This is a genomic window from Mesoflavibacter sp. CH_XMU1404-2 (genome assembly GCF_037029465.1).
Lineage (GTDB): Bacteria > Bacteroidota > Bacteroidia > Flavobacteriales > Flavobacteriaceae > Mesoflavibacter.
In genome coordinates, this window is the sequence record NZ_JAYMEM010000001.1 from 153633 (window position 1) to 170280 (window position 16648).

Below are 16648 nucleotides of genomic sequence, written 5' to 3' on the forward strand. Positions count from 1 at the left end.
TGCTCGTTACTGTTTTTGATTAAAGCACAACTTAAATCATATTTTTAACAGCAAAAATAGTATAAATTAAGGAATGAGTAAGGTAAAATATTATTATGATTCTGAAACGCTTTCATATAAGAAAATAGAGCGTAAAAAAAGACGTACATTTAAGTTCATCTTATTGTTTCTTTTAGCTAGTATTTTATTTAGCTTTTTGCTTGTTTTTATAGCAGGTCATTACATAGAATCTCCTAAAGAAAAGGCGTTAAAACGTGAGTTGGCAAACTTAGAATTTCAATATGAATTATTGAATAAAAAAATGAGTCAAGCCGAAACTGTTTTAGCCAACATCGAAGAGCGAGACAATACCATTTACAGATTATATTTTGAGGCCAATCCAATACCAGAAGAACAACGCAAAGCTGGTTTTGGTGGTGTAAACCGTTACAAAAAACTTGAAGGTTTTGATAATTCTGAATTAATTATAAATAGCAACAAACGTATTGATAAACTTTTAAAACGTATTGTAGTGCAATCTAAATCTTTAGATGAAATTGCTGTTTTAGCTGAAGAAAAAGAAAAATTATTAGCTTCTATTCCTGCAATTCAACCTGTAAACAATAAAGATTTAACCCGAATGGCTTCTGGTTATGGTATGCGTTCTGACCCATTTACAAAACAACGTAAAATGCATTGGGGAATGGACTTTACAGCACCAAGAGGCACGCCAATTTATGCTTCTGGAGATGGTGTTGTTGTTAGAGCAGATAGTAATAGTTCTGGTTACGGTAACCATATTAGAATAGATCATGGTTACGGTTACGTTAGTCTTTATGCACATTTATATAAGTACAATGTGCAAAAAAAACAAAAAGTAAAACGCGGAGATTTAATTGGTTTTGTAGGTAGTACTGGTCGTAGTGAAGCACCTCATTTACATTATGAAATCTTCAAAGATGACCAACGTATTAACCCAATAAACTTCTACTACGGTAGTTTAACTCCTGAAGAGTTTAGCAAATTGTTAGAACGTGCATCTTTAGAAAACCAATCTTTAGACTAATGATTATCAACCTACCAGAAAAACGCTATTACACTATTGGTGAAGTTGCCAAAGCTTTTGATGTAAACACGTCTTTAATACGTTTTTGGGAAAAGGAATTTGAAGTTTTAAAACCCAAAAAAAACGCTAAAGGCAATCGTAAATTTACACCAGAAGATGTGAAAAACCTTCAGCTTATTTATCATTTGGTAAAAGAACGCGGGTATACTTTGGAAGGAGCAAAAATTCATTTAAAAGAAGAAAAGAAAAAAACACTCGATAATTTTGAAATAATCGCTAAATTAGAAAGTGTAAAAAACCAACTTATAAAACTAAAAGAACAACTTTAAAACCAACACATCATGAAAAAATGGCTTGTACCAATTATCTTAATTGCACTAGCAGTTATTTTTGGAGTAAGAGTATACAACTCGACAATAGGATTAGAAGAAAATGTAGAAGAAGCATGGGCTAAGGTAGAAAGCTCTTACCAAAGACGTAGCGACCTAATTGGCAACCTTGTAAAAACAGTACAAGGTGCAGCAGATTTTGAAAAAAGTACATTAGAGTCTGTAATTAATGCCAGAGCAAAAGCAACATCTATAAATATAGACCCAACAAATATTACTCCAGAACAGTTACAACAATTCAATCAAGCACAAAGCGGTTTAAGCAGTGCTTTATCTAGATTATTAGTAACTGTAGAACGTTATCCAGACTTAAAGGCTAATCAAAATTTTTTAGAACTACAAAGTCAATTAGAAGGTACCGAAAATAGAATTAATGTAGCAAGAGATAGGTTTAATGAAACGGTAAAACCTTATAATAAACATATAAGAACTTTCCCTAACAATCTACTTGCTGGTATTTTTGGTTTTGAGAAAAAAGCTTATTTTGAAGCAGAAGAAGGAAGCGAAAAAGCTCCTGATGTAGAATTTGATTTTTAATAAAACGCGATGTCTTTAGACGTAGAATCTTTTTTAACCGCTAGTGAAGAACAAGACATTGTTGATGCTATTAAGTTAGCAGAAAAAAACACGTCTGGAGAATTACGAGTTCATATAGAAAACACTTGTAATGCACATCTTGAAGAACGTGCTTTAGAAGTGTTTTCTGTTTTAAAAATGCACAACACCAAAAACCGAAATGGTGTCTTAATTTATGTCGCTGTAGATGATCATAAATTTAGCATTTACGGTGATCAAGGTATTAACAAAGTAGTGCCTGATAACTTCTGGGGCGAGACAAAAGATATCATTCAAAAGCATTTTAGAAACGGTAACTTTAAACAAGGTCTTGTTGATGGCATTATACACGCTGGCGAAGCATTAAAAGCACATTTTCCTATAGAAGATGATGACACAAATGAATTAACCAATACGATTTCTAAAGGATGAAAATAAGTAAACAGTTTATAAAAAACAGTGTATTTATTTTAGCACTATTATCGTTTAGTTTTGGATTTGCTCAGTTTGAAATCCCTAAAAAACCAGATTTTCAAACTAGTGTTTATGATTACGTAAACTTATTATCTGCATCAGAAAAAAACACACTAGAAAACAAACTAGTTAAATACTCTGATAGTACTTCTACTCAAATTGTTGTTGCAATAATTGCATCTACAAAAGGTGAATATATCAATTATTTAGCGACAGAATGGGCGCATAAATGGGGAATTGGTCAAGCTAAAGAAGATAATGGTGTCTTTATTTTATTAGCCAGAGATGATCGCAAAATAATGATTGCTACTGGTTACGGTGTAGAACATTTACTAACCGATGCTATGTCACGCAGAATTATAGAGCGAGACATAATCCCATATTTTAAACGTAATGATTATTATGGCGGTTTAAATCGTGGTGCAGATGCTATTTTTGAAGTCTTACAAGGCGAATATCAAGGCACAAGAAAAAGTTCTGGTGGTGGTTTTCCTGTTGGTGTCATTTTCTTTTTGATTATCATCTTTATAATTATTCTTATTTCAATATCAAAACACAAACGCAATGGTGGTAATGGCGATCATTTTGGTGGTGGCGGAAATAGCACACGTGATATTTTAGAAGCCATTATTTTAAGCAATTCTGGTCGTGGTGGCTACAGACGTAGCTCTGGTGGATTTGGTGGTGGATTTGGAGGATCTTCTGGTGGCGGATTTGGTTCTGGTGGCTTTGGCGGCGGTTTTGGTGGCGGCGGTTTTGGCGGCGGTGGCGCTTCTGGTGGTTGGTAAATATAGTTTTAAGTAACAGTCGCAAAAATTCTCTTTAATTTCAATATAAATTCTTTTAGATGAAATATTTTATTTTTGTATTAGCCTTAGTTTTTTGTATATCTTGTAAAACAAAACCTCAGCAAAACTCAAAACATAATCAAGCAGTTGTTCAAGATTATGCTGATATATTTTCTAAAGTTGAAGAAGATTCTCTTACTAATTTCATTTTAAATTATGAAAAACTAACTACTAATGAAATTTGTGTAATGAGCATAGATTCTTTACCAGAAAACACAAAAGCTCTAAAATACGCGACTGATATTGGTCAAAACTTGGGCGTAGGGAAAGCAGATAAAAACAATGGATTATTACTTTTAATTGCTAAAAGTGATAGACAAGTTGCTTTTGCTACGGGTTATGGTACTGAAACTGTTTTAACTGATAGTGTTTGTTATCATTTAATTGAATCTACACTAATTCCAAATTTTAAAAACCAGTTGTACTATCAAGGTGTAAGACAGGTATTAGATTCTGTAAAGACTAAATGGTATTGATTACTTAAACCAAATAATTCATTTAAAAATTTTACATTTCTCACTCATTATCATTAAAATAGAGAATAGAAAAGAATCTTCGCTTAATGAGATTTCTCGTCGCTCATGCTTCGCTCTGTCGAAATGACATTACCTATTATTAAATAGTTTTAATCCATAAAATACATACCTCCATCTCCGCTTTCTCCTTTTGCGCCTAAACTATTAAACTTCCAACTAAAGTTAAGCATAAAATACTGTCTTAAAACGGTACTTTGCGTGTCTTCTATGTAATCTAAAGTTGCGGTTCGCCTTGCGTTGGTATTTTGGTTAAGCAAATCGTAAACTTTTAAGGTTACCAAACCTTTGTCTTTTAGCACAGAATAAGAGACACTTGCATTCCAGAACCAAGCGTCTTTTTGGAAACCGTCAGCCACATTTGGATTGTAATTATACGCAATATCGTTTCTCCACTCAAAGCCTTTTGGCAAGAAAAATGCAGTGTTTAAGTCTAAGTTATGAGAGGTAAAGTTTCTATCTTCAAAAGCATCAATATCATATTTGTTGTTTGTGAAAGATATACGATAACGTGGTCTAAATTCAAATACTTTATTATGAATGTAATCAAAACCAACATTTGGGGTTACACCTAATCGTTTACTAGAATATTGCACATCGTTATTGTAGTTTACATTTTCAGAAAAATTTCCCCACATTCCTACTCTTGCTCTAAAACTTCTTAACGAGTCTATTTTAAATTTCTTTCTAAAACTACCACCAAAGTACCCACTTTTATTACCGTTTACGTTGTCATAAGTTGTAACCCTTGTTAATGTTTCTGGGTCAATAGTTGTTCTAGATACAATCGCATCATTTGTAATGGTAATATTTGAATAAAGGAAAAACCCTGTTTTTTCTTGCCAGTTAAACGAGTTAAAGTTTGCGTAAACACTATGCTCGTTTGTTGGACTTAAATTAGGGTTACCAATTACTGTATTTAAGGGATTAGATACATCTTCAAAAGCTTGAAGCTGTCTTAATGCTGGTGGTCTGTTTCTTAAATTATAACCTATGTAAGTTGAAGCATTTTTACTAAACCTGTAACTAAAACTAGAGTTTAACTCGATTGCTTCAAAGTCTCTTTCTACATTAAATTGAGGTCTTAATCCGTCATTATTTTTTAATGTTCTTGCAACGTAATCTGCTCCTAAACGTGCTGACCATTTTTCTTTTTGAACACTAAACTCGATACCTGGCGAATTTCTAATATCTCTATATTCAAAATCTGTACTTAATGCAAGATTAAAATCGTCATAACTGTTAGTTGCATTATTAAAATCGAAGGTACTTTGTCTGTTTTCGTCTTTATTATTTTGATATTGATAGCCAAACTTCACAAAAATTTCTTTCGCTTTAATTGGTAATCTATACTCTAAATCTGCTCTTAAATTAGAACTACTATTATCACCATCTGTAAATTGATCCCTTATAATAGTTTCTGGAGTTGCACCAAAAACATCAGCTGTAGAATTTATAAAATCATCACTTTCATTATTATTGATACTATTATCAATATTTAATCTTAAAAAAGCACCTTTGGTTCCAAACTTTTTAGTGGCACTAATTTCATTTGAAAAATTCTTTACTTTATTTTCTACAAATGAATTTAAAGACGATTGGTTTGTTAATGTTTGATCTTCATCTAAAGTTTGGTCATTACTTGTATAATCTGTATTTGTTTTGGTGAATGAAAAACGCGGTCTTACATTAATCATAAATGTGGTGTCTACCTCAATTTCAAAGTCTGCGTTAGCGGTATGAGAATCGGATTCGCTTGTCGATCTTGAACTTGAATTAGTAAAGAATCTTGAATCTGAAAGAATGGTTTCTCTTTGAGAATTTGATTCGTTTTCTGAGCTACTTCCAGAGTAAAAATAATCTGCAGATGCTTCTAAAGCCTTACCGTAATTATCTGCAAAATTTGCACCTGCTAATCTTGATGTGGTAATACCTTGTCCGCCACCAAATTGTCTTCCGTTAATACTAAAAGAGCCATTACTGTTCCAAGAACGACTACCGCCGCTACCAAACATTTTTTCTATTTCACCAAAGCTAAATCCTGGTGAATTTATATTGTTACCACCAACTAAAACACTAAAGCGTTGATCGTTATCAAAACGGTTAAACATTCCGGCAAACTCATAGCGTTTATCGGTTCCTGCTCCTGCTGCGACACGACCAAAAACTCCTTTATTATTCTCTTCTTTTATAGTAAGGTTTATGGTTTTATTTTCGGCATCACCTTCTTCTCCTGTAAAAGCTTCACTTTTTGTTTTTGTATCTACTACTTGTATTTTTTCAATAATTTCTTTGGTTAAATTTTTAGTAGTAATTGTTGGATCATTTCCAAAAAATGGCTTACCGTTAACTAATATTTGATTTACTTCTTTTCCGTTTACGGTAATTGTTCCTTCTTCATCTACTTCAACACCTGGCAATTGCTTTAATAAATCTTCTACCGTTGCATCTTTTTTGGTTTTAAAGGACTTTACGTTAAATTCTAATGTATCCTTTTTTATAGTTACTGGTGCTGAAGACTTAATTAAAACTTCATCTAAAGCATTACTGCTTACCTTTAGTTTAATATCACCTAACACTATATTATTTTTATTGATAGCTACCTTTTGCTTGTAGGATTGGTAACCAACATAAGACACCAAAAGGTTAAGATTTTGGTCTGATGTTTTATCTTCTAATTGAAAGCTTCCATCTTTATCTGAAATTGTATAAGTAACCAAACTACTGTCTCTTTCGCGTTCTAAATAAACGGTTGCTGCTTCTAAAGGTGTATTATCTTCTTCGGCTACAATTGTTCCTGAAATTTTAAAGTCTTTAGATTGACTAAACGAAAGTGAGCTACATAAAATAGCTGCTACAAAAAGTAATTTGCGCATTGGTTGTTTTTTGATTGATTTGATAGCACGTTTAGTTAGGAAGTGCTTGATTATAAATAAAAAACGAAAATATACTTGTTGTAGTATTTAAGGTCTTAAAATAAACTTAAAGTTATGCTAAATTTACTTTTTACGCATATATACACTTACTGGGACACCTTGAAAATCGTAGATTTCTCTTAATTTATTTTCTAAGTATCTTTTGTAAGGATCACGCACATATTGTGGTAAATTACAGAAAAATGCAAATTGTGGTTGCGGCGTTGGTAACTGCATGATATACTTAATCTTTACAAACTTACCTTTGTAAGCTGGTGGCGGATAACTCTCAATTATTGGAAGTAACGTTTCGTTAAGCTCGCTAGTTTTTATACGCTTAGTGCGGTTATTATAAACCTCAACAGCAGTTTCTATAGCTTTATAGATACGCTGTTTTGTTAACGCAGAAATAAATACAATTGGTACATCTGTAAAAGGCGCAATTTGTTCTCTGATATATTTTTCAAATTGAACTGTTGATTTATGGTCTTTTTCTACTAAATCCCATTTATTGACCAAGATTACAATTCCTTTTCGGTTACGTTCTGCCAACCAAAAAATATTTTGAACTTGTCCATCAAATCCTCTGTTTGCATCTACCACTAATAAACATACGTCTGAGTGTTCTATAGCTCTTACACTTCGCATTACAGAGTAAAATTCTAAATCTTCTTTTACTTTAGATTTTTTACGTATTCCTGCGGTATCAACTAGATTAAATTCAAAACCAAAACGGTTATATTTTGTATCAATTGCATCTCTTGTTGTTCCTGCAATATCGGTTACGATATATCTATCTTCACCAATTAACGCATTTATAAAAGACGATTTACCAGCATTTGGACGACCAACAACTGCAAATCTTGGCAAGATTTCTTCTCTTTCGTCTTCTTTAGGTTCTGGTAACGCTTCGACTAAAGCGTCTAATAAATCACCTGTTCCGCTACCATTTATACTGGCAATTGTGTAATAATCACCAAGTCCTAAACTGTAAAATTCTACAGCGTCTTCGGCACGTTTTGCATTATCTACTTTATTAACAACTAAAAATACTGGTTTTTTAACCTTACGAAGTAATTGTGCAACATCTTCATCCATTCCGGTAACACCAGATTCTACATCTACCATAAAGATAATAGCATCTGCCTCGTCAATAGCCAATTCTACTTGCTTATCAATTTCAGCTTCAAAAATATCATCACTACCAACCACATATCCGCCTGTATCGATTAATGAAAACTCACGACCATTCCAGTCTGTTTTTCCGTAGTGTCTATCTCTAGTTACACCACTTACTGCGTCTACGATAGCTTCGCGACGTTGAATTAATCTATTAAAAAAAGTGGATTTACCTACGTTTGGTCTTCCTACTATGGCAACAATACTACTCATATCTTTGTGTTTTAATCTGCATTACATATCCTGCAAGCGAGTGCAAAGGTAGTGTTTAGTTCGATAAAAAACAGTATTTTAGTTTATTATGAATTAATTATGAACGAAAATTTAAACGAAGTAATTTTAAGACCGCGTTTTAAAATTGAATTAAACAAAGATAACACATCTGTTTTAAAAGCTTTTGAAGCTAAAAAAACATCACAAAAAGAGTTTGTAGTTTCAAGAGTTGATGATCATGTTTTTATTAAATTCCCAAAAGCTAAACAACGTTTTTGGACGCCACAATTACATTTAGAAATCAACGAAACCGAAGATCATAAAAGCCAACTTTACGGTCTTTTTGGACCTAACCCAACGGTTTGGACTATGTTTATGTTTTTTCATTTTGCAGTTGCTGGTTTTTTTATAGCATTTGCTATTTGGGCATATTCTAATTATGCTTTAAAAACCGATTATTACCTGCAAATTTGGGGCATGGTATTTATGGTACTTTTGTGGTTTGTGCTTTACTTTGCTGGTAGCTTTAGTAAAAACGCCAACCAAGATGAAATGACGGCACTCTATACTTTTATGAGTAATGTTTTAGACGAATAATCTACTTTTGATTATACCCAAAACGTTTAAGTTGTCTTTGGTCACTTCTCCAATTTTTGTTCACTTTTACATAAAGTTCTAAATGTACTTGCTTGCCAAAAAATTTCTCTAAGTCCTTTCTTGCTTCTACACCTACTTTTTTTAAGGCGCTCCCTTTATGACCAATAATAATTCCTTTTTGAGTGTCGCGCTCTACCATAATTACAGATCGCATACGAATAATGTTTTCTTCTTCAAAAAACTCTTCGGTATCGACTTCTACTGCGTAAGGAATTTCTTTTTTATAGTTTAGAAGAATTTTTTCTCGAATAGTTTCATTTACAAAAAAACGTTCTGGTTTATCTGTTAATTGATCTTTTGGGTAAAACGCTGGACTTTCTGGAAGTAACTCGATAATTTTTTCAAAAACTTCTTTTACGTTAAATCCTTCTAATGCAGAAATTGGATACAACAATGCGTTTGGCACTTTGTCTGCCCAAAGTTTTACTTGCTCTTCTAATTGTTCTTGATTTGAAGTATCAATCTTGTTGATTAAAAGTAATACAGGTATTTTTGAGTTGGTTATTTTTTTAAAAAAGGCTTCGTCTTTTAATTCCTTCTCTCCTATTTCTACCATGTAAACTAAAACGTCTGCATCTTCAAAAGCAGATTTTACAAAATCCATCATTGACGCTTGCAGCTCGTAAGCTGGTTTTATAATTCCTGGTGTATCACTTAGTACCACTTGAAAATTTTCACCATTTACAATTCCTAAAATACGGTGTCTTGTAGTTTGCGCTTTTGAAGTGATGATAGATAATTTTTCGCCTACAAAAGCATTCATTAATGTAGATTTACCCACATTAGGGTTACCAATTATATTTACAAAACCTGCTTTATGACTCATGTGTAATTATTATTTTAAAGTGCAAAGTTACGACCTTGGTTTGTTAATTCCTCTATCATACATCACAATACTTCCTGCAACCGATACATTTAAGCTTAATTGCGACTTAAATTTAACTAAAAAATGGCTTTTTTCTATTGCTGCGTTAGATAAACCATGATCTTCTGCTCCGAGTAAATAAACACAGCGTCTTGGGTGATTAAAGGTTTCTAAAGGTTGTGCACTCTCGGTTAATTCAACACCAACTAATCTTGCGCCTTTAGGAAGATTTTTATAAAACTCTTCAAAATTTTCATAATGAAAATAAGGCATAGATTTTACAGCATTATGCGTATCGCAAGCTTGTTTGGCGTAACGATTACCTATGGTAAAAATAAAACTAGCGCCTAAATTTTGTGCAGATCGCCATAATACACCAAGGTTTTCTGGTGTTTTTCCGTTAAGGATACCAATGCCAAAAAATTCGTTTTCAAAATTATCAATCATAGTGCAAAAATAGGTTATTTAATGCGATTTGTAATTTCTATAAATCAATTCTTGTTTTTCTTTTTCTTAAGCATTTCTATATGAAAAAAAATGAGTAATTTAAAAGTGTAAAACAAACACTTATAAATGAAAAACTTACTACTAACTACTATTCTACTAGCGTTTACGCTTTTTGGATGTAAACAAACTAAACAAAATCATGTTTTTGAAAACAAAGACAAAACTATTTCCTTAACCTTTAATTTGGATAAAAACCAACGTCCTTTTTATACAATTAGTCACAAAAACAATACAATTTTAGACACATCTTATTTAGGTATTGACAGAAACGACAGCAATTTTTATAGCAACTTATCTGTTTTAAATGTTTCTGAAGCCAAAACTATAACAGATCAATACAGTTTATTTCATGGTAAGCAAAAAGAAATAATCTACGAAGCCCAACAATATACCATATCATTAAAAAATGAAGACAATAAAAAGCTAAATATCATTTTTAATTTATCTGACGATGGTGTTGCTTTTAGATATGAATTCCCTGAAACTTCTGACAGTATTTTTAAAATTAAAGACGAAAAAACAACGTTCAATTTTAATAAAAACACCAAAAGTTTTTTACAACCTATGTCTAAAGCAAAAACAGGTTGGGAACATACTAATCCTTCTTATGAAGAACATTATGATATGGAAATTCCCGTAAATAAACCTTCATCTATTAAAGAAGGTTGGGTTTTTCCTGCGTTATTTAACACTAACCAAACTTGGATTGCGATTACCGAAACTGGTTTAAACTCTAATTACTGTGGAAGTAGATTACAATACAACAATACAGATGAAGCGTTGAAGATAACATTTCCTCAAAAAGAGGAAATTTTTACAGATAGCGCACTAAATCCAGAGTCAAAAACACCTTGGTTAACACCTTGGCGTGTTATTGCTATTGGCGATTTAAAAACTATTACAGAAAGCACTTTAGGTACAGATTTAGCCGATAAAGCCATTAACATGGATACGTCTTTTATAAAAAGTGGATTAGCATCTTGGAGTTGGGCTTTACTTAAAGACGATTCTGTTAATTACGACACCACAAAACAGTTTATTGATTATGCTTCTACAATGCATTGGAGCTATTGCTTAATAGATGTGAACTGGGACACAACCATTGGTAACGAAAAAATGAAAGCACTTGCCGATTACGCAAAAACTAAAGACGTAAAGCTAATTGTTTGGTATAATTCTTCTGGAGATTGGAACACAACGCCATATCACCCAAAGAGTAAATTACTAACTCACGAAGATCGAGTTAGAGAGTTTAAACGTATGAACGATTTAGGGATTTCAGGTGTAAAAATTGACTTTTTTGGCGGCGATGGACAATCTATGATTGCCTACTATCATAATATTTTAAAAGATGCTGCAGATTATAAATTACTAGTTAATTTTCATGGCGCTACTTTACCTAGAGGTTGGCATCGTACTTATCCGCATTTAATGACTGTAGAAGCTATAAAAGGGCAAGAATTTATCACTTTCTTTCAAGATATAGCAGATCTACAACCTAGTCATTGCGCTACGTTACCATTTACCAGAAACTTATTTGACCCAATGGATTTTACGCCAATGGTTTTAGATAGCATACCAGGTATTGAAAGAAAAACAACCAAAACTTTTGAGTTAGCTTTACCTGTTTTGTTTTTATCAGGAATACAACACATTGCCGAAACACCAACTGGCATGTACAAACAACCCGATTTTATTTTGGATTATTTAAAAGAAATACCAACCAATTGGGACCAATCTAAATTTATAACTGGCTATCCAAGTAAAGATGTTATTATAGCAAGACGACAAGAAAACACTTGGTTTATTGTTGGTATTAATGGTGAAAATAAACCGAAAGAATTACAACTTGATTTATCTTTTATTAAAGACAAAGACGGTTATATCATTACTGATAAAAATGAAACCTTTGATAAGTCAATGATTAATAGCAAAAACTTAACAACCATCAAACTACAACCCAACGGAGGATTTGTTGCTAAGTTTTAATCAAAAAAAGAGGTTATTCAATAAAGAATAACCTCTTTTTAGTTTTAGTTGAAAGTATTTATTATTTATTTTCCGTTGAAGAAAATCATCACTCCAATTACAACAATAACAACTAAGATAGAAATTGCAATCTATTATTAAACATACCTAAATCTACACCTACGTTTGTAGATTCAGTGTCTTCCCATTTAATATCAGGGTCTACTATATTAATTACAGATGAACCACTAGTGTAAGGTGTACCGTCTGCTCCCCCAAATCCATATGATGCATAAGGGTTTATTGTTTGCGCAAATTCATAAACACCAATCGTGTTATTTCCTAACTGCCCATAACCCGCTCTAATTTTTGCTGTATTCCACCAATCTGGCAAGTTAATAAAGCTTTCTTTATGTAATTTCCATCCTGCCGAAAAAGAAAAATAGTTTCCTGTATTATTTCTTGGTGCAAATTTTGACGATTTATCTTGTCTAAAATTAAAAGTTAGTAAATACTTATCATCAAACGTATAATTTAATCTACTAATTAAAGACTTATAAGTTTCTACTTCTTTTCTTTCTTCTCCAGTAATATTATCTCCATTTTGTATAATAGGTATCTATCCATCTTCAAAACCTTGAGAGTTTGTTATTACGCGATGTAAGTCACTTCTTTCATCTAACATACCAACTAACACATCTATCTTATGTTTATCTGCAATTGTTGTTTCGTAAGTTAAAGTATTGTTTAAGATTGTTCTTGTCACATTACCATTATTTAAACTCATTCTAGCTTCTGCATTTTCTGTAACATAATACCAACCTAAATTGCTTGGAGGATTATAGTACCTGTCATTCCAAATTAATTTATCTGCACTAACATTAATTTTATATTTTAATCCTTTTAAAATTTCAAACTCTCCCCAAACGTTACCTAAAAATCTATTTCTTTGATTTGTATTTGTAATTAAATTATTAAAACCAATCACATTTAAAGAAATAGCCCTTTGTGCTAACTCTGTAGTACCACCATAACCACCTTTACGGCTTGAATCATAAACAGGCATTGTTGGTATAGCTTGTAAAAGACTTATTATAGAAGAAGTACCAGGAAGATATTCATTAAAATTTTGTTTATCTGATTGAGTGTATGCAACTTTTGCCCCATATTTAAACTTACCTTTCTGACCACCTAAATTTAAATTAAGAGCATACCTATCATAATCTTGAGGAGTTTCAAAATAAGCCGTATTGTTAAAATAATCTAAGTTAAAATTATAGTTTACTGCCTGATTACCTCCATTAAATGTTAACGAATGATTTTGAATTACTCCTGTTCTAAAAGCTTCTTCTTGCCAATTTGTATCTACATCATCAATATACGCAGGATCATCTGGATAATTTGCTAAAGAAGGTGTTACACCCGCATTAGTTTCTGCTACTCTTACAAGCTCTTGATATTGCTCTCTATTTGCTAAAGAATACCATCTTGATTTTGGCACACTTTGAAAACCTATTAAAGATTGATAAGACACATTAAGTTTGCCCTCTTTACCTTTTTTTGTTGTAATAATCACAACACCATTCGCTCCACGAGCACCATAAATAGCTGCTGAAGACGCATCTTTAAGCACTTGAATAGACTCTATATCTCCCGTTGCAAAATCATAAGGCGAATCTGTAATTACACCGTCTATAACAAATAAGGGATTACTGTTTCTAAAAGAAGTAATACCTCTAATTTTAATATCTACAAAACCACCTGGAGTTCCGTTAGACTTAACTTGCACACCTGGCGCTTGACCTTGAAGCATTTTAGCCACATCATAAGTAACGGTTTTTTTAGCATCTTCTACATTTACAACACTAACAGAACCAGTTAAGTCTGACTTCTTTTTTGTACCATAACCTACAACTACAACTTCATCAAGATTAGAAATATCTTCTTCTAAAGTTACATTTACTGTAGATTGAGCTCCTACTACAACATCTTTAGTCTTAAATCCTATAAAACTAAATTCTAAAACATCTTCTGCAGATGCTTCAATTGAGTAATTACCATCAAAATCTGTAGACACTCCTTTTGATGTTCCTTTAATTACAACGTTTACACTAGGTAAACCCATTCCGTCTGTTGAGGACGTTACTTGCCCTGTAATTGTTTTTTCTTGAGCATAAATACTTAATGAAAAAACAAAAGCAATCATTAAAAGTAATGATCTTCTCATTTTCTTTTTCAAATGATTACCATAACTACAATTAGTCGTTATCATATTTGTTAGTTTTTAGTTGAAAAAATTTATAAGTGTTTTTTTTACACTTATCAAAAGAAGTACATTTTTTTTAATTAACCAAATTTTAACACTAATTTTTAACGATTTAACATTATAACACCTATCAAATTCAATAATTAATAATTGTATTTTATACATTTATAATTAAAATTAAATACCTTTACATTGTTTTGTTTAACTAGAATAAATATCTTTATTCCTCAATTCTTACAAATGCTTAATAACTATTCTAAAGAAGATAAGGTTTTACTTGCAGTAGACTGTATCATTTTTGGTTTTGAAAAAAACAAACTAAAAATCTTATTAATAAAAAGAGATTTTGAACCTGAAAAAGGAAAATGGTCTCTAATTGGCGGATTTTTAAAAAAAGATGAAACTTTAAATCAAGCCGGAAATAGAGTTCTTAAACACCTAACAGGTTATGATGATATTTACATGGAACAATTTAATACTTATAGTGAAGTAGATCGTGATCCTGTAGATAGAACTATTTCTGTAAGTTATTATGCATTAATCAATATAGAAACCCATAGTGCTTTAGAAGAAGAATATTCTGCCAAATGGTTTGCTTTAGACAAAATCCCAAAGCTAATTTTTGACCACGATATAATGGTAAGGCATGCATTAAACAGATTAAGATATCGTGCTACACACAAACCTATTGGTTTTGAATTGTTACCTGAAAAATTTACCATGAAACAACTTCAAAAATTATACGAATCTATTTTAAGAACCAAACTTGATAAACGAAACTTTGCTAGTAAAATTAATACTTTAGATATACTTGTTAAGCTTGATGAAAAGGATATGAATTCTTCTAGAAAAGGGTCTTTTTTATACACCTTTGATGAAAGCAAATACAAGAAAAAAGTAGACGACGGATTTATTTTTAAGATATAAAAAAAGCCTTTCAAATATTGAAAGACTTTTTATCTAGTAGCGGGAACAGGACTCGAACCTGTGACCTTCGGGTTATGAGCCCGACGAGCTACCTACTGCTCTATCCCGCGATATTGGACTGCAAATATACAACCCTTTTTACATTTAACAAGTATAATTAGTAAAAAAATTATTGTTCTATATTAATCGCTTCAAAACTAACTAGTTCTGATTCATCAAATATTGGAGTTATTTGAATAGGATTACAACATACTTCACAATCCTCTACATAAGTTTGTTTTCTTGCACTTACATCTAACAACATAGATATCGTTTCCCAACAGTATGGACAAGTAAAAAAATGTTCTAACATAGTAAAGGTTATAAATAAAAAAAGTCAGCTTAAAAGCTGACTTAATATATAAATATTTTACGAATTACTAATCATTATCAACTACCGTTTTATCTTCTAAAAATAAGCTTGATTTTGAAGGGTTATTATCTACAATAGTAACATATTCATTATTAAGGTTATTATCACTTAACATTACTAAAGATAAGTTTTCTAACTGAGATAATTGAAATGGTAAAGCACCAGACAATTGATTATTAGACAAAACTAACTCTTCTAAATTCGTTAATTGCGAGATAGTTTCAGGAATTTCTCCTACTAACTTGTTATCTAATAAACTTAACTTTTTAAGTTGTGTTAATTTATTGATTGAAAAAGGAATATTTCCTTCTAAATAATTACTACCTAATTCTAAACTTTTTAAAGCTGTTAAGTTTGTTATTGATTCAGGAATTTCTCCAGTAAACTTATTACTGTAAAGCGCTACAATTTCTAAATTCTTTAATTCTCCTATCCAAGAAGGAATATTTCCTTCAAACTGATTTAAAAACAGTTCTAAATTCTCTAAAGATTTAAGTTTAGAAATTGATTCTGGTAATGTCCCGTTGATTTTATTGAAACCTAAATTAATTGATTTTAAGTGAATTAAATTTCCTATTTCTGTAGGTAATTGCCCTTTTAAATTATTGAAAGAAAGATTTAATCCAACTACTTTAGAATCTTGAACAGTTACACCATGCCAAGTATTTATTGGCGCTTCTAAATCCCAAGTTGTGTTCCAACTAGCTCCGTTAGTACTATTGTAAAGTGCTACTAAAGCTTCTTTTTCTGAATTTGAAACTTCTGCAAAAGATAACATTGCAGTTAAAAAGAAAACGATGGTTAATTTTAAGTGTTTCATGGTGAATTATAGATTTGGTTTCTGATTTCATATTAAAACTAACTTAAAAGAAGGTGAATGACAAATTCTTTCGAT

17 protein-coding genes and 1 tRNA gene are annotated in these 16648 nt (G+C 31.5%); 9 read left to right on the forward strand and 9 right to left on the reverse strand.

All coding sequences use genetic code 11. From position 1 onward, the window contains the following. The first annotated feature begins 73 nt into the window (after positions 1-73). From WA327_RS00765 to WA327_RS00790, 6 genes are read left to right on the forward strand one after another with little or no spacing between them, the layout of a single operon-like run. Entirely contained in the window at positions 74-1045 is a 972-nt protein-coding gene (locus WA327_RS00765; RefSeq protein ID WP_336065341.1) for a M23 family metallopeptidase, read from the forward strand. After that, entirely contained in the window at positions 1045-1374 is a 330-nt protein-coding gene (locus tag WA327_RS00770) for a MerR family transcriptional regulator (protein ID WP_336065344.1), read from the forward strand. Before WA327_RS00765 ends, WA327_RS00770 begins: the two co-directional genes overlap by 1 nt. A 12-nt stretch (positions 1375-1386) precedes the next feature. Next, a complete protein-coding gene (locus tag WA327_RS00775) occupies positions 1387-1971 on the forward strand; it encodes a LemA family protein (protein WP_223076119.1) in 585 nt (194 codons plus the stop codon). 9 nt (positions 1972-1980) lie between these two features. After that, positions 1981-2421 (forward strand): TPM domain-containing protein, encoded by a 441-nt coding sequence (locus tag WA327_RS00780; RefSeq protein ID WP_336065346.1) that lies wholly within the window; start codon positions 1981-1983, stop codon positions 2419-2421. Next, a complete protein-coding gene (locus WA327_RS00785) occupies positions 2418-3251 on the forward strand; it encodes a TPM domain-containing protein (protein WP_336065348.1) in 834 nt (277 codons plus the stop codon). The genes WA327_RS00780 and WA327_RS00785 overlap by 4 nt, the downstream gene beginning before the upstream one ends. 59 nt (positions 3252-3310) lie before the next feature. Next, entirely contained in the window at positions 3311-3787 is a 477-nt protein-coding gene (locus WA327_RS00790; RefSeq protein WP_336065350.1) for a TPM domain-containing protein, read from the forward strand. A gap of 149 nt (positions 3788-3936) precedes the next feature. Here the strand turns inward: WA327_RS00790 and WA327_RS00795 are convergent, their stop codons facing one another. Beyond that, positions 3937-6720, reverse strand: coding sequence for a TonB-dependent receptor (locus WA327_RS00795; protein WP_336065353.1), 2784 nt, complete (start codon positions 6718-6720; stop codon positions 3937-3939). Positions 6721-6843: 123 nt separating this feature from the next. Next, a complete protein-coding gene (der, locus tag WA327_RS00800) occupies positions 6844-8151 on the reverse strand; it encodes a ribosome biogenesis GTPase Der (protein ID WP_336065356.1) in 1308 nt (435 codons plus the stop codon). Between the two features lie 99 nt (positions 8152-8250). Here der and WA327_RS00805 point away from each other — a divergent pair, with 99 nt between their 5' ends. Next, positions 8251-8748, forward strand: coding sequence for a GTP-binding protein (locus tag WA327_RS00805; RefSeq protein ID WP_336065358.1), 498 nt, complete (start codon positions 8251-8253; stop codon positions 8746-8748). Position 8749: 1 nt separating this feature from the next. Here the strand turns inward: WA327_RS00805 and era are convergent, their stop codons facing one another. Both era and WA327_RS00815 read right to left on the reverse strand, forming a co-directional pair. Then, the gene (gene era / locus WA327_RS00810; RefSeq protein ID WP_336065359.1) at positions 8750-9634 is read right to left on the reverse strand and encodes a GTPase Era; all 885 of its coding nucleotides are present in this window, start codon (positions 9632-9634) and stop codon (positions 8750-8752) included. Between the two features lie 27 nt (positions 9635-9661). Further along, positions 9662-10120, reverse strand: a complete 459-nt coding sequence (locus WA327_RS00815; RefSeq protein WP_336065360.1) for an RNA methyltransferase — start codon at positions 10118-10120, stop codon at positions 9662-9664. Positions 10121-10246: 126 nt separating this feature from the next. Between WA327_RS00815 and WA327_RS00820 the strand changes: the two genes are divergently transcribed. Then, the gene (locus WA327_RS00820; RefSeq protein ID WP_336065363.1) at positions 10247-12169 is read left to right on the forward strand and encodes a glycoside hydrolase family 97 catalytic domain-containing protein; all 1923 of its coding nucleotides are present in this window, start codon (positions 10247-10249) and stop codon (positions 12167-12169) included. A gap of 112 nt (positions 12170-12281) precedes the next feature. Here the strand turns inward: WA327_RS00820 and WA327_RS00825 are convergent, their stop codons facing one another. Both WA327_RS00825 and WA327_RS00830 read right to left on the reverse strand, forming a co-directional pair. Then, positions 12282-12542 (reverse strand): hypothetical protein, encoded by a 261-nt coding sequence (locus tag WA327_RS00825; RefSeq protein ID WP_336065366.1) that lies wholly within the window; start codon positions 12540-12542, stop codon positions 12282-12284. Positions 12543-12767: 225 nt separating this feature from the next. Then, positions 12768-14420, reverse strand: coding sequence for a SusC/RagA family TonB-linked outer membrane protein (locus WA327_RS00830; protein WP_336065368.1), 1653 nt, complete (start codon positions 14418-14420; stop codon positions 12768-12770). 234 nt (positions 14421-14654) lie between these two features. On the opposite strand from WA327_RS00830, the gene WA327_RS00835 reads away from it, so the two are divergent. Next, a complete protein-coding gene (locus WA327_RS00835; RefSeq protein WP_336065370.1) occupies positions 14655-15341 on the forward strand; it encodes an NrtR DNA-binding winged helix domain-containing protein in 687 nt (228 codons plus the stop codon). A 37-nt stretch (positions 15342-15378) separates the two neighbouring features. On the opposite strand, the gene WA327_RS00840 is transcribed toward WA327_RS00835, so the two are convergent. The 3 genes from WA327_RS00840 to WA327_RS00850 all read right to left on the reverse strand — a co-directional run bounded on the left by WA327_RS00840 (position 15379) and on the right by WA327_RS00850 (position 16573). After that, positions 15379-15451, reverse strand: a tRNA-Met gene (locus WA327_RS00840). A 59-nt stretch (positions 15452-15510) separates the two neighbouring features. Next, positions 15511-15693: a CPXCG motif-containing cysteine-rich protein gene (locus tag WA327_RS00845; protein ID WP_336065372.1), complete on the reverse strand. Its 183-nt coding sequence runs from the start codon at positions 15691-15693 to the stop codon at positions 15511-15513. Between the two features lie 67 nt (positions 15694-15760). Beyond that, positions 15761-16573 carry a Two component regulator three Y domain protein gene (locus WA327_RS00850; RefSeq protein WP_336065373.1) on the reverse strand — a complete coding sequence of 271 codons (813 nt, stop codon included), beginning with the start codon at positions 16571-16573 and terminating at the stop codon, positions 15761-15763. Positions 16574-16648 lie beyond the last annotated feature (75 nt).